Source organism: Orrella sp. 11846, assembly GCF_048820935.1.
Taxonomy (GTDB): Bacteria; Pseudomonadota; Gammaproteobacteria; order Burkholderiales; family Burkholderiaceae_B; genus Algicoccus.
Genome location: NZ_JBMERD010000004.1, coordinates 36,647 through 49,421, shown reverse-complemented (window position 1 = coordinate 49,421; position 12,775 = coordinate 36,647). Strand labels below are relative to the sequence as shown.

Below are 12,775 nucleotides of genomic sequence, written 5' to 3'. Positions count from 1 at the left end.
CAACGACATTAGTCAACAACGGATTTTTTATGCAAGACTCAAGTCGCAAAGAACTGGCCCGAATTCTGGTTGATCTCGATGCCATTAAAGTTGCTGGTAGTCAGCCTTTTTTCTACACCTCAGGCTGGGCCAGTCCAATCTATCTCGATGCACAAGGCCTTTTAAGTGACGTCGCTGCCCGCAAGCGCATCATGCGTCAAGCCAGCGAGATCATGGCGCCGGTCATTGAGCAACAAGGTATTCGTGCCATTGTCGGCACCGAAAGCTCAGGCGTGGCCTATGCCGCTTGGATGGCACAGACCTTCGAGTTGCCTTTGTTGTTTTTACGTAAAAAACCTGTTGGCTGGGGTATGCACGCGCAGATTGAGGGGCATTTTCAGGCGGGCGATCCAGTCATTCTGGTCGATGATCTCACCACTGATGGCAAATCCAAAATCGATGCCAGCCTAGCCTTGCGCAAATCGGGCCTGTCCATGCACCATGCTTTTGTGCTGATTGATTTCGGGATCTATCCGTACACGGCTGAGCTCTTGCGCTCGCATGCGCTCACCATCCACGCCTTGCTCGACTGGGCCACGCTTTTTGAAGCGTTGCGTGACAAAGGTGATCTCCCGGCTGAGCGCTTAAAAACATTGGAGGACTTCACACGTGACCCTGTCGCTTGGTCACTTCATCATGGAGGCATCGGCCAATGGACAAACTAGCCCATCTGGCGAGCACGCTTTTAAATGAAGTGCGTGATGCAACCGCCGATACCCAAGGGGTCTCTCGTGAGAGCTATGGACCGGGCGAGCAAATCGCCATTGATATTTTGCAGCGCAACGCCAAAGAACTCGGATTAACTTGCAGTTTCGATGCCTATCAAAACCTATGGATCGATCTGCCAAACTTTCAAGCGACAACGGATACACCGGAAGCGGCCATTGTCATCGGCTCCCACGTGGACTCAGTCCCGCAAGGTGGAAACTATGATGGACTTGCGGGCATCGTCGCAGGCGTGCTAGTGCTGGTCCATTTGCATCAAAACAATTTAACCCCACCGCATCCAGTGCGAGTTCTAGCGATGCGTGGTGAAGAAAGTGCATGGTACGGCAAGAGCTATATTGGCTCGCTCGCGCTTTTTGGCAAATTCAACCCTCGTGATCTTGACCTGCCTCATCGCAACGGCACGCAAACATTACGCGAAGCAATGCAGAAATGCGGTATCGATACCGATCGGATCGAGCGTGGCGAAGCCATATTGAGTCCTGAACAAGTTCGAGCCTACCTTGAGCTTCACATCGAGCAAGGTCCGGTCATGATTGACCGCCAATGGCCTGTTGCGGTAGTCACAGGGATTCGCGGCAATATTCGCCACAACCGCGTGCACTGCATTGGTGAAACCGGCCACTCTGGCGCCGTTCCGCGCTGGTTACGTAAAGACAGTGTGTTAGCAACAGCCGAGCTTTTGTCGCGTTTAGATGAACACTGGCGCGTTTTACTCCAGATGGGGATGGATCTGGTCATGACCGTCGGAATTCTCTCGACCCGACCCGAATCGCACGCTGTTTCAGTGATTCCTGGTGAAGTGAGCTTCAGTTTTGAGGTGCGCAGTCAGGACACACAAACCTTGCACCAGTTTTATGACTTGATGCAAGATGAGTGCAAGCGCATTGAGAAAGCCCGAGGTGTCCGTTTCGAGTTTGATCGCAAAGTAGAAACCCCTCCAGCCCTGGTTGATGAGCACTGGGTGCAGCGCTTAAGCCAAGCCGGACAAACTGTCTTGGGCACGCCTGTAGAAAAAATCCCAAGCGGCGCCGGTCACGATGCGGCTGTTTTTAGCTACGAAGGCATCCCAGCTGCCATGGTCTTTATTCGTAACGCTCATGGCTCGCACAACCCCCATGAGGCCATGGAGATTGACGACTTTATGCTGGGCGTTCAAGTTTTGATTGAGGCCGTTTTACAAGCGGATTAATCGAACTTCTGTTCACCACACATCCCCAATATGCCGATTAGCGCCATCAAACCTTATCGGATGGCATATGGGGCACCACGGATTGAACACCTAATTTGCCCAGCATTTTGGCACGACGCTGTAGCCACCAACCCGCTTGATGCGGCCAATCTTCGTACGCCGTTTCACCTTGCAAGACTAATTGGGCATGATCTGGCCAGTTGGGGTTAAACATCAGTTCACGACCTAGTGCCACCAGATCTGCCTGCCCTTCTTGTACGATCGCTTGCGCTTGCTCTGGAAACAAAATCAACCCCACAGCCATCGTCGCAATCTCCACATCGCGTCGAATTGTTTGCGCATAAGGCACCTGATGGCCCAAACCGCGCGGCGTCATGGTCGCTGTGGCAGATTCTGACAATCCACCCGATGAGCAGTCCACCACGTCCACACCCAGTGCTTTGAGGCGATGAGCAAGTCGAACCGAGTCTTCAAGCGTTAACCCACCCTCCACACCGTCCACACAAGACAAACGCACAAATAAGGGCTTATCTTCTGGCCACACGGCACGTACCGCCTCAACCACCTCGAGCACAAAGCGGCTACGGCCTTCAAAATCACCACCATATTCATCGTTTCGCTGATTACTAATCGGTGATAAAAAGGAATGCAGCAAATAACCGTGCGCGGCATGCACTTCAATCGCCTCAAAACCAGCTTGGAGCGAACGTTTCGCCGCATCACACCAAGCTTCGCGCAATTGCCCCATTTCCTCATGCGTCAATGACTTGGGTTCCAACCAACCCGGGGCAACGGGCAGTTCACTAGGCGCTTCAATGGCCCAAGGCTCCTCACCGCGAGCCAAATCTTCCTCAGACATAGGACCATGACCATGCCATGGCCGCTGCATACTGGCTTTTCGACCGGCATGTGCCAACTGAATCATCGGCACCGAGCCTTGGCTTTTAACAAAAGCAGCAATTCTTGCCAAACCTTCGATCTGTTGATCACACCACAAACCCAAGTCACCATGCGTAATCCGCCCTTGTGGAACGACCGCCGTCGCTTCAACCATCACAGCGCCTGCGCCACCTGCCGCAAAACGTCCCAGATGCACCAAATGCCAATCATTGACCTCACCGTCAATCGCCGAATACTGACACATGGGTGCAACGACAATACGATTTTTAAACGTCACCGATCGTAATGTCAGCGGTGTAAAAAGTCCTATTTGTGATGTCATCCAAATCTCCACTGTTTTTTAACGTTTACTGATCAGTTACAGTGTATCGGAAGGCATGACATGACAACACGCTCACTTAAATGACATAACACCGACCGATGATGACTCACAAACACAACTGGCCACGCTGGATCGCCCATCGAGGTGCCGGACATCTCGCACCAGAGAACACACTAGCTGCGATCCGCTTGGGGTATTCCAAAGGTTGGCGCATGTTTGAAGTGGATATCACTCTCACCAGCGACCACCAACCCGTGCTCATGCATGATGAGACACTGCGGCGAACAACGGGTCTGGATCAACACGTGGCTGACACAAGTTCGTCTGACTTGCGCACACTCGATGCCGGTCGTTGGCACAGTCCTTTATATGCGGGTGAACCTGTCCCGAGTCTGGCTCAAGTCGCCCGATTCTGTTTAGCTAACACAAGCTGGATCAATCTGGAGATCAAACCCACGACCGGCTTGGCTGAAGTCACAGGCCGTGAAGTGGCACGAGCCACTCAAGCACTCTGGTCAACGCGTGCCACAAGCCGCTGTGCGCCCATGCCTTTATTCACGTCATTTGAACCGGCTGCGTTAGCGTCTGCTTGCGCCATCGCACCAGAAATCCCGCGCGGTCTACTCATAGACACGTTAGAGACCGACTGGGTTACGACACTGCGCGTCTTGGGGGCACAAGTTCTGGTTTGTGACCACACGCTCATCACCCCCGAGCTTCTGCAACACACCCGCGAACTCAGCGTACATTGTCTGGCCTATACCGTGAATGATCCAAAACGCGCCCAGCAACTGCTGGAGTGGGGTGTTCGCAGCATCATCACAGATGCTTTAGATGAGATTGACCCAACTGACTCAACCCAACCGAGTTGGCTAAACTGAGGCTTAACATTCAGTTTTAAATTCAATTAAAACCCATTGAACGCCTCGGATACGCATAGGCTGTGCGTGTAGATCTGCCGCCAATTCAACTGATGGTGGTAACCTAAAGAAAAACCACCCCTCACAAAGGCTCAACATGGTTGACCCATTCACCAAATTACCCGGACACACCAAAACACCGGCGGGTCTGGAAAGGAAGATTCTGCGCTTAATCCCCAAGGTATTCCTGATCGGGACTGTGCTGATCTTTATCCCTTCAGCCATTGCCCGGCTCTGGAGCATGGACGATGCCCCGTGGATGGTCAGCAAATTCATCACAACGATTGATATCTATGCGTTGGGTCTTATGGTGGTGCTATGGACAGCTTTGTTTACAACGGGTGTCGGTGCGGTCACAGTCATGATTATGAAGGGACCGGCCTATGTTGCTGACCCTTATCCATTGTCAGATGCCGACAAACCTCGATCAGAAAAACAACAATCGCCTGATGACTAGGCACAAAGAGAGACTACACGCTATCCTCATGATTTTTAGTGATTGAATCAAGGGTAATCATGTCTTTTCTGAAACCAGACTTAACACTCGAGAAGTTGAATGCACGCATTGGCGAGAACCTGCCCGGCTATCTGGGGCTGACCATGATCCGTTTTGGAGAAAACGAAATGGTATCGCGCATGGAACTCAAAAAAATCCACTTCGCCCCCAACACCTACCTTCATGCAGGCAGCTTGGTCACCTTGGCTGACACGACAGCTGGATTTGGCACATTCGCCCATCTACCCGAAGGATCGTCTGGTTTCACCACGATCGAATTGAAGTCCAACTTTTTTAAAACCTTGCGTGAAGGTAGCCTAATTTGTGTCGCCACGGCTCAACACTTGGGACGTAACACGCAAGTCTGGGACGCTGAAGTCTTCAACGAAGCAAACAACGATCGTTTGTGCATGTTTCGCTGTACACAAATGATTCTCTGGCCCAATAAATAGACTTTTAAACTGAACAGCCTGACGGGAGAACAAGATGGTTCGCATAGACATGGTTTCTGATATTGCCTGCCCCTGGTGTGCCATTGGTTTGAGCACGCTGGAGCGCGCCCTAGAAGATCTCAAAGGTCGCATCGATGCTGAAATTTATCTGCAACCCTTTGAACTCAACCCTGACATGCCACCGGGTGGTCAGGAAGTCATCGAACACTTGAGTGAGAAATATGGCATTGGACCGGATCAGGTGCGTGAGAATCAGCAACGGATCTATGACCGTGCCGCGCAAGTCGGGTTTGAGTTTCATCCGCAAGGACGCACCCATGTGTACAACACGCTAAACTGTCATCGTCTGTTGCACTGGGCGCAGGAAACCGTTGGCTGGCAAGGCGCTTTGAAGCTTAAAAAAGCACTCTTTGCAGCTTACTTCACAACCGCATCCAACATGGATGATCTACAAACCTTGTTGGGTGCAGTGACACAAGCTGGCCTAGACGCCGATCAGGCTCGAACTATTCTCGAAAGCGATCAGTACACACAAGCGGTGCGCGCCGAAGAGACGCGCTGGAAAATGCTTGGCATTCAAGCTGTGCCCGCTTTTATTTTGGATAACCATTTCTTAATCCAGGGTGCGCAATCTGAAGCCTATTTAGTCGCAGCACTTGAGCAAGCTCAGGAACGCCAGCAAGACACTCAAAAATAACGTGAATTTTAAAAACAACCCGTCATAGGGAGGGGGAAAAGCTAATGACCAACCAAACCACTTTGAACGTGAAACGATTGTCAGGCGCTTTAGGCGCTGAAATTTCAGGCATCGATCTGCAAGGAGACCTTTCTTCTGAGCAGATTGCACAACTACGACAAATCTGGTTAGACCATGGTGTCATCTTTTTTAGAGATCAGGACCTGTCTCCCGACCAGTTTCTAGCCTTTGCGCAATCCTTTGGTGAGATCATTGAGTATCCATTTGTGCGCGGCTTACCTGAGCACCCCATGATTATTCCGGTCATGAAGCTGCCTCACGAAACGCATAACTTTGGTGGCGTCTGGCATACCGACACCGCTTATTTACCTCAACCACCCATGGCAACTATGCTCATCGGTCGTGAAATCCCGCCTTATGGAGGTGACACGCTATTTGCCTGTGGTTATGCGGCTTACGAGGCACTGTCCGACGGCTTAAAGGAAACGTTATCGGACTTGAAAGCCGTGAACTCATCTGCCAAAGCGGATGTCACTAAAACTCGTGAAGACCGGATCGCTGAATCCGCCACCGATATCGCCAACACCACGCTCATTGCCGAACACCCCGTGGTGCGCACGCACCCCGAAACTGGTCGCAAAGCGCTTTTTGTGAACTTTGCACACACGACTCAGTTTTCTGGTTGGAGTGAGGAAGAAAGCGCGCCACTCTTGAACTATCTTTATGAACATCAGGTGCGCCCTGAGTTCACCTGTCGATTCAACTGGGCGATCAATTCCATGGCGTTCTGGGACAACCGCCGTGTTTTACACAACCCCGTGAACGACTATCATGGTCATAAACGCTTGCTTCACCGCGTCACCCTTCAGGGCGATACACCGAAGTAACTGATTAAACAAAGCGATCAAATAAAGCGAATCCAGCAACCTATTTAAGACCCAGCCGCTTAGCCAATTTGTGCAAGTTGCTGGTGTCTATCCCTAGGCTGCGGGCCGCTGCCGACCAATTGTGCTGATGTTGTGCCAGTGCCGATTGCACCATCTGTTGCTGAAAAACTTCTGTCGCGCGGCGCAATGACATGGCAGTTCCTTGGCCTTTAGGTGACAAAGGCTGCGCTGTCTCCAGACCTAACCAATCGACATCAATGGTGACAATCGCTTCGGGCTTTCTGTGCTGACCCAAGGCGCGGATTGCAGCCCGATCCAGAACATGCTTAAGCTCCTTGATGTTGCCTGGCCAGGAATACGCGGCCAAGGCACGCTGTGCTTGCTCGGATAAGCGCAAACTTTGCAAACCATGTCGAGCTCGATTGAGCTCTAAAAACCGCCCGGCCAGTAACAGCACATCGGATCCTCGGTCGCGAAGCGGTGGAACACGCAGCGGATATGCGATCAGGCGGTCATACAAATCAGGGAGTAACTGCCCATCGCGCACAGCTTGTGCAAGATCACGCTGACTCGAGACAAGCAAACGCACATCGGCCGCGCGCTGCTGCGTTTCACCTAGACGACTGTAATGACCAGTTTGCAACAACCACAAAAGCTTAGACTGTGTCGTGAGTGGCAATCCGCAAATCTCTTCCAGAAACAAAGTGCCACCTTGGGCACGTTCAAGACAGCCAGCATAGGCAGGCTCTTGCGCTGTTTCAGGTGTCCCAAACAATTCCATCTCTGCCAAGGCATCTGACAACACCACGCAATTGACATGCACTAGCGGATTATCTGCCCGACGAGATTCACTGTGTATCCATTGCACGAGCTGCTTTTTACCCGTACCTGCTTCACCCACCAAAAGCAAAGGCAAATCAGAGTCTGAAACGAGCTCCAATTCTTGTAACAAAGTTTCCATCACCGGACTCTGACCGATCAACACAGGGCGCTCTGTGCCTGTTTGTAATGTATTGCTCGCTGTATGCTTGGCGCGCAAAAGCCGAAAACTGCGACTGTCTTGTTCAAGCTGTGACATGCGCAACATAATTTGAGCCAGTCGTGCAAATGTCTGAAGACTGGCCATGTCTTTCTCTGTAAACGTTCGCCCTTCTAAAGCATCCAGCGTCATCACGCCACAAGGTGCACCATCCAAAGACAAGCGAATCCCCAAACAGTCGTGAACGGGTAATGGTTGACCCAGATACTCAGCCACCAAACCGTCATAAGGGTCGGGCCGTGGGTCGCCAGGTACAAATCGAACTGGATCGGAACTGGCCATCACTGCGGCAAGGCGCGGGTGCTGCTCAATCACAAACCGTCGACCCATGGCTTCTCTCGACAAGCCCACAAACGCAAGCGGCACCAAGGCTTCCCCATCAATTTGCAATAAACCCACTGCATCGCAGAAGAATCGCTCCCGTACCTGTTGCACCAAGCGCTGCGCTCGGATCGTAACGGGTAAATCCATGAGCAAATCACTCAACAACGATAAAACGGTATTCATGCAATGCCTCCCGATGGGTCTTGGTCAATGAATCTTGCCTCACAAAAACCAATAATGGGTGTAATCAACCCAGTCTATGCAGGGTTATTTAAACCCAAACCAGCTTAAAACCTTGTCAAAAACCCTTCAACACACGACAAAACCGATGACAACCGTACGATTCGCTGTGTCCCGATCCCAGATCGCGTAAACGACGTTTAAATTCTATGTGGAGTTTATTTACATGCCCCAAGCTTTGCTTGATCAAACATTAGGCAACATTGTGAGCCAATACCCAGACGCAACCCGTGTATTTGATGCCTATCGTTTGGATTTTTGTTGTGGTGGTCAACAAGTTCTGCGTGACGCTTTAAAGGCGCAAACACGCGAAGAAACCGAATCACTGCTCAGTGACCTGAGCAGTCTTCGTCCCTCCGGTAATCCTGATGTCACTGACTGGAGAGAAGTCTCCACAGATGCCTTGATCGATCACATTACCGAACGCTTTCATGATCGGCATCGCGATGATTTGCCCGAACTCATCCGACTGGCCCAACGTATTGAAAACGTCCATGGCGAGCACCCGCAATGTCCCCGAGGACTGGCCGATGCCTTGTCTGAGTTCTTGCGCGAGCTTGAAACGCATATGATGAAAGAAGAGCGCATCTTGTTTCCGATGCTTAGACGCATGGATGCCGATCGGGTCCAAGCGCCGATTGCCATGATGCGTTTTGAACATGATCGCCATGGCGAGGAACTCGCACAGATCACGCAATTGACACATGATTTACGCGAACCAGAAGATGCCTGTGGCAGCTGGCGCGCACTGTACGCTGGCTTACGACAGTTTCGTCATGACCTGATGGAGCACATCCATTTAGAAAACAATATTTTGTTTGTCAGCCAACACGCTTGAAGGACACCTGAACAACATGAGTATTCTTGAACCCAGAACCCGTGAACTCGATACCGGCTTTGATGATCCTTGCGAGTTGTTGCTGTCATGTCACGACAAAGTTCGCCGATTCACCCAACTGGCTTTGCGCATTGTGGATCACATCAAAACGCATGGCGCCGATGAACAAGCCAGCGAAGCCGCTAGCCGCATTCTGCGTTATTTCCGGATGGCTGCCCCTTTGCATCACGAAGATGAAGAAAAGGATATTTTTCCGGCGCTGGCCGCTTTAACTGAGGAACAGCTCAGCGCAGAGCAAGCCCAAGCCCTTGCAGAGCACATGGATATTTTGTTGCAAGAACATGAAATTCTTGAGAAAGAATGGCATGTTATTGAAAAATGGCTGGACGGACTTGAGAAATATCAATTATTGGCTGTTCCGCAACAACTGCCCGCATTCGTTGACCGATATGATGCCCACATGCATCGCGAACAAAGCGAGGTCTTTCCGCACATTGCGCTTTTATCAGATGAACAACGACACGAGATCTGTTTACAAATGGCCTTGCGACGCGGTCTGACACCATCTTAAGAGAGTAAAACATATGTGGTTTCAAAAACTACGGCTTGTAGGCCGTGAAATTTTGCCGATTTTTCAGGGCGGCATGGGCGTTGGTATTTCCGCTCACCGCCTTGCCGGTGCTGTCGCCAAAGAAGGCGCGATGGGCACCATTGCTAGTATTGATTTACGCCATCATCACCCCGATTTGCTCGAGCAAAGCGAAGGCAAAGACCGCGACTTAATGGACTGGGCAAACCACGTTGCCTTAGATCGTGAAATCAAAATGGCCAAAGAAGAGTCTCAAGGCAATGGCCTGATCGCTGTCAACGTCATGAAAGCGGTGCGTGATCATGTCGCGCTCGTCAAACAAGCGTGCGAAAGTGGCGCCGATGTGGTGGTCATGGGCGCCGGTCTGCCTCTGGAATTGCCTGACTTGGTTCAAGATCATCCCGATGTCGGCCTAATTCCGATTCTGTCTGAATCACGCGGGATTGGGATTGTGTTGAAACGCTGGATGCGTAAATCGCGTCTACCCAGTGCCATCATTATTGAAAACCCTGCCCATGCGGGTGGTCACCTGGGTGCGCCTCAGTTGCAAGACATTGGTGATGAACGGTTTGATTTTGCAAAAGTCATCGAAGGCGCCCAGAAAATCTTTGAAGAGCTGGGTCTAGGTAAAGATGCCCCGCCCCTTATTGTGGCCGGTGGCATTGACTCCCATGAAAAAGTCCGTCACTGGCTTACCGAAGGTGGCGCTCAAGGCGTGCAGTTAGGAACAGCCTTTGCCGTCACTGCCGAAGGCGATGCGCACCCTAACTTTAAAGAGGTGCTCTTAAACGCGGATCCGACCGATATGGAAGAGTTCACCAGTGTGGCAGGCCTACCTGCCCGTGCAGTTAAAACGCGCTGGCTTAAAAGCTATAAGCTGCACGAACCTAAGCTGCAGCAAACTGCTAAAGCCGATCCCAGACGTTGCGTTCAAGCAGCCGACTGTCTAACACACTGTGGCTTACGCGACGGTATCAGCAAGTGGGGGCAATTCTGCATTGACCTAAAATTGATCTCCGCCCTGAAAGGCGAAGTTGATAAAGGGTTGTTTTTCAGAGGCGCAGGTAACCTGCCTTTTGGGAACACGGTGCGCAGCGTACATGAGTTGATCGAATATCTCTTGAGCGGCGTCAAGCCCGCAAGCTTAGCCTGACAATCCGAGTTTGATCTATCGCAAAAGAAGCGCCGAAAGGCGCTTTTTTGTATCTGAAAATCGAGAAACACACAATATATAGTGCTAGTATCTTTTCTAAACACAACATATAGAGACAACTATGCACACCCAATCAACTCAGACTCATTCTGACAATCCTACAAAACCACACGCAGAATCCCGTATGGACTCAGCATCCTTGCCTCAGGAACAACCCACCCAATCTGCGATTACGATCGATGTCGCGCAAACCATGCAGGAGTATTTGCAGCAAATCGACTGGCGTGTGAACGCCAACGCGAACCAAGGTTATAGCTTAGGCGGCATGATCTTAAATGTCGCAGGCAAGGTGACGGCAAACTACTGGCTCTCCACGCTCTTAAGCCCAGAAGCCGGTCACGCACACCGTGAGGGCGATCTGCATATTCATGATCTGGATATGCTGAGTGGCTATTGCGCCGGTTGGTCACTACGTCAATTATTGACCGAAGGCTTTAACGGCATTCCCGGCCAGGTCGAATCTGGACCACCCCGTCATATGTCGTCTGCCATTGGTCAGATTGTGAACTTTCTAGGCACCCTCCAAAATGAGTGGGCAGGCGCACAAGCGTTTAGTTCATTTGATACCTATATGGCGCCGTTTGTACGTCTAGACAGCATGACCTATGCGCAAGTGCGTCAGTGCATGCAAGAAATGATTCATAACCTCAACGTCCCCAGTCGCTGGGGGACACAAACCCCTTTCACCAATCTCACATTTGACTGGACGTGCCCTGCCGATCTACGCGATCAAGTCCCCATTATTGGTGGCCAAGAAGTCTCCTTTAGCTATGGTGACTTACAAGCTGAGATGGACATGATCAATCGCGCCTATATTGAAGTCATGGGCGAAGGCGATGCCATGGGCCGCGCATTTACCTTTCCGATCCCCACTTACAACATCACACCTGACTTTGAGTGGGATCATCCCAATGCGACGCGATTATTCGAAATGACCGCGCGCTATGGATTGCCCTATTTTCAGAACTTTTTAAATTCCGATCTTGAACCACATATGGTCAGATCCATGTGCTGCCGCTTACAACTGGATTTGCGTGAATTGCTCAAGCGAGGCAATGGTTTGTTTGGCTCTGCCGAACAAACTGGCAGCATTGGTGTAGTCACCGTGAATTGCGCTCGCCTAGGCTACCTCTATGCGGGCGATGAAGCGGCTCTACTCACCAAGCTCGATGAGCTTCTGGATCTGGGTCGTGATGTGCTAGAAACTCGCCGCACGGTGGTGGCGCAACTCATGGATCAGGGACTTTATCCCTACACCAAACGCTATCTAGGCACGTTGCGCAATCATTTCAGCACGCTGGGTGTTAATGGCATCAATGAAATGATCCGCAACTTCACGCATGATCAGCATGACATCACAAGCCCAATCGGACACGACATGGCATTACGTCTGCTTGACCATGTCCGCGCACGGATCGTGCAATATCAGGAAGAAACAGGCCATCTCTACAACTTGGAAGCCACACCCGCAGAAGGTACGACGTATCGATTTGCCAAAGAAGACCGCAAACGTTGGCCCGACATCCTTCAAGCCGGCACCGACCATCAACCCTATTACACAAACTCTAGCCAGCTGCCCGTTGGCTTCACTGAAGACCCCTTTGAAGCGCTAGAACGTCAAGAAGCGTTGCAGTCCAAATATACCGGCGGCACGGTTTTACACCTTTACATGAATGAAGCCGTCAGTTCGGCACAAGCCTGCAAACAACTGGTGAAACGGGCTTTATCCAATTTCAGACTGCCGTACATCACGATCACCCCCACGTTTTCGATTTGCCCTAAGCATGGCTATCTCAAAGGGCACCACGAGTTCTGCCCTAAATGTGACGAAGAACTCTTGGAAGCCATGCAAACCAACCCGGGTGTTTCAACCCACTAAAGGAGAACGCATCATGTCCCAA

12 protein-coding genes and 1 pseudogene are annotated in these 12,775 nt (G+C 51.2%); 11 read left to right on the top strand and 2 right to left on the bottom strand.

Annotation, left to right across the window (positions count from 1 at the left end):
• The first annotated feature begins 29 nt into the window (after positions 1–29).
• Positions 30–704: an orotate phosphoribosyltransferase gene (locus ACOI06_RS04450; protein WP_420661315.1), complete on the top strand. Its 675-nt coding sequence runs from the start codon at positions 30–32 to the stop codon at positions 702–704.
• Positions 692–1,957: a hydantoinase/carbamoylase family amidase gene (locus ACOI06_RS04445; protein WP_420661314.1), complete on the top strand. Its 1,266-nt coding sequence runs from the start codon at positions 692–694 to the stop codon at positions 1,955–1,957. Before ACOI06_RS04450 ends, ACOI06_RS04445 begins: the two co-directional genes overlap by 13 nt.
• Positions 1,958–2,003: 46 nt before the next feature.
• On the opposite strand, the gene ACOI06_RS04440 is transcribed toward ACOI06_RS04445, so the two are convergent.
• Positions 2,004–3,179: an NADH:flavin oxidoreductase/NADH oxidase gene (locus ACOI06_RS04440; protein WP_420661313.1), complete on the bottom strand. Its 1,176-nt coding sequence runs from the start codon at positions 3,177–3,179 to the stop codon at positions 2,004–2,006.
• 98 nt (positions 3,180–3,277) lie between these two features.
• On the opposite strand from ACOI06_RS04440, the gene ugpQ reads away from it, so the two are divergent.
• From ugpQ to ACOI06_RS04415, 5 genes are all read left to right on the top strand, one after another.
• A complete protein-coding gene (gene ugpQ, locus ACOI06_RS04435) occupies positions 3,278–4,060 on the top strand; it encodes a glycerophosphodiester phosphodiesterase (RefSeq protein WP_420661312.1) in 783 nt (260 codons plus the stop codon).
• 136 nt (positions 4,061–4,196) lie between these two features.
• Complete coding sequence (locus ACOI06_RS04430; RefSeq protein ID WP_420661311.1) at positions 4,197–4,556, top strand: hypothetical protein; 360 nt, start codon at positions 4,197–4,199, stop codon at positions 4,554–4,556.
• A 59-nt stretch (positions 4,557–4,615) separates the two neighbouring features.
• Entirely contained in the window at positions 4,616–5,047 is a 432-nt protein-coding gene (locus tag ACOI06_RS04425) for a PaaI family thioesterase (RefSeq protein ID WP_420661310.1), read from the top strand.
• Positions 5,048–5,081: 34 nt separating this feature from the next.
• Positions 5,082–5,744, top strand: coding sequence for a DsbA family oxidoreductase (locus ACOI06_RS04420; protein WP_420661309.1), 663 nt, complete (start codon positions 5,082–5,084; stop codon positions 5,742–5,744).
• 44 nt (positions 5,745–5,788) lie between these two features.
• Positions 5,789–6,631, top strand: coding sequence for a TauD/TfdA dioxygenase family protein (locus ACOI06_RS04415; RefSeq protein ID WP_420661308.1), 843 nt, complete (start codon positions 5,789–5,791; stop codon positions 6,629–6,631).
• Between the two features lie 40 nt (positions 6,632–6,671).
• Here ACOI06_RS04415 and norR read toward each other — a convergent pair whose 3' ends face one another.
• Positions 6,672–8,177, bottom strand: coding sequence for a nitric oxide reductase transcriptional regulator NorR (gene norR, locus ACOI06_RS04410; RefSeq protein ID WP_420661307.1), 1,506 nt, complete (start codon positions 8,175–8,177; stop codon positions 6,672–6,674).
• Between the two features lie 223 nt (positions 8,178–8,400).
• Between norR and ytfE the strand changes: the two genes are divergently transcribed.
• The 4 genes and pseudogenes from ytfE to ACOI06_RS04390 form a co-directional block, all read left to right on the top strand.
• Entirely contained in the window at positions 8,401–9,072 is a 672-nt protein-coding gene (gene ytfE / locus ACOI06_RS04405; RefSeq protein ID WP_420661306.1) for an iron-sulfur cluster repair protein YtfE, read from the top strand.
• Positions 9,073–9,088: 16 nt separating this feature from the next.
• A complete protein-coding gene (locus ACOI06_RS04400; protein WP_420661305.1) occupies positions 9,089–9,643 on the top strand; it encodes a hemerythrin domain-containing protein in 555 nt (184 codons plus the stop codon).
• A 13-nt stretch (positions 9,644–9,656) separates the two neighbouring features.
• The gene (locus ACOI06_RS04395; protein WP_420661304.1) at positions 9,657–10,814 is read left to right on the top strand and encodes an NAD(P)H-dependent flavin oxidoreductase; all 1,158 of its coding nucleotides are present in this window, start codon (positions 9,657–9,659) and stop codon (positions 10,812–10,814) included.
• Positions 10,815–10,983: 169 nt separating this feature from the next.
• Positions 10,984–12,753, top strand: a pseudogene (locus tag ACOI06_RS04390) (ribonucleoside triphosphate reductase); the annotation flags it as partial.
• Positions 12,754–12,775 lie beyond the last annotated feature (22 nt).

Coding starts and splice junctions, on each gene's coding strand:
- ACOI06_RS04395 (WP_420661304.1), top strand. CDS start 9,657: ATGTGGTTTCAAAAACTACGGCTTGTAGGCCGTGAAATTTTGCCGATT.
- norR (WP_420661307.1), bottom strand. CDS start 8,177: ATGAATACCGTTTTATCGTTGTTGAGTGATTTGCTCATGGATTTACCC.
- ACOI06_RS04440 (WP_420661313.1), bottom strand. CDS start 3,179: ATGACATCACAAATAGGACTTTTTACACCGCTGACATTACGATCGGTG.
- ACOI06_RS04445 (WP_420661314.1), top strand. CDS start 692: ATGGACAAACTAGCCCATCTGGCGAGCACGCTTTTAAATGAAGTGCGT.
- ACOI06_RS04400 (WP_420661305.1), top strand. CDS start 9,089: ATGAGTATTCTTGAACCCAGAACCCGTGAACTCGATACCGGCTTTGAT.
- ugpQ (WP_420661312.1), top strand. CDS start 3,278: ATGATGACTCACAAACACAACTGGCCACGCTGGATCGCCCATCGAGGT.
- ACOI06_RS04420 (WP_420661309.1), top strand. CDS start 5,082: ATGGTTCGCATAGACATGGTTTCTGATATTGCCTGCCCCTGGTGTGCC.
- ytfE (WP_420661306.1), top strand. CDS start 8,401: ATGCCCCAAGCTTTGCTTGATCAAACATTAGGCAACATTGTGAGCCAA.
- ACOI06_RS04430 (WP_420661311.1), top strand. CDS start 4,197: ATGGTTGACCCATTCACCAAATTACCCGGACACACCAAAACACCGGCG.
- ACOI06_RS04425 (WP_420661310.1), top strand. CDS start 4,616: ATGTCTTTTCTGAAACCAGACTTAACACTCGAGAAGTTGAATGCACGC.
- ACOI06_RS04415 (WP_420661308.1), top strand. CDS start 5,789: ATGACCAACCAAACCACTTTGAACGTGAAACGATTGTCAGGCGCTTTA.
- ACOI06_RS04450 (WP_420661315.1), top strand. CDS start 30: ATGCAAGACTCAAGTCGCAAAGAACTGGCCCGAATTCTGGTTGATCTC.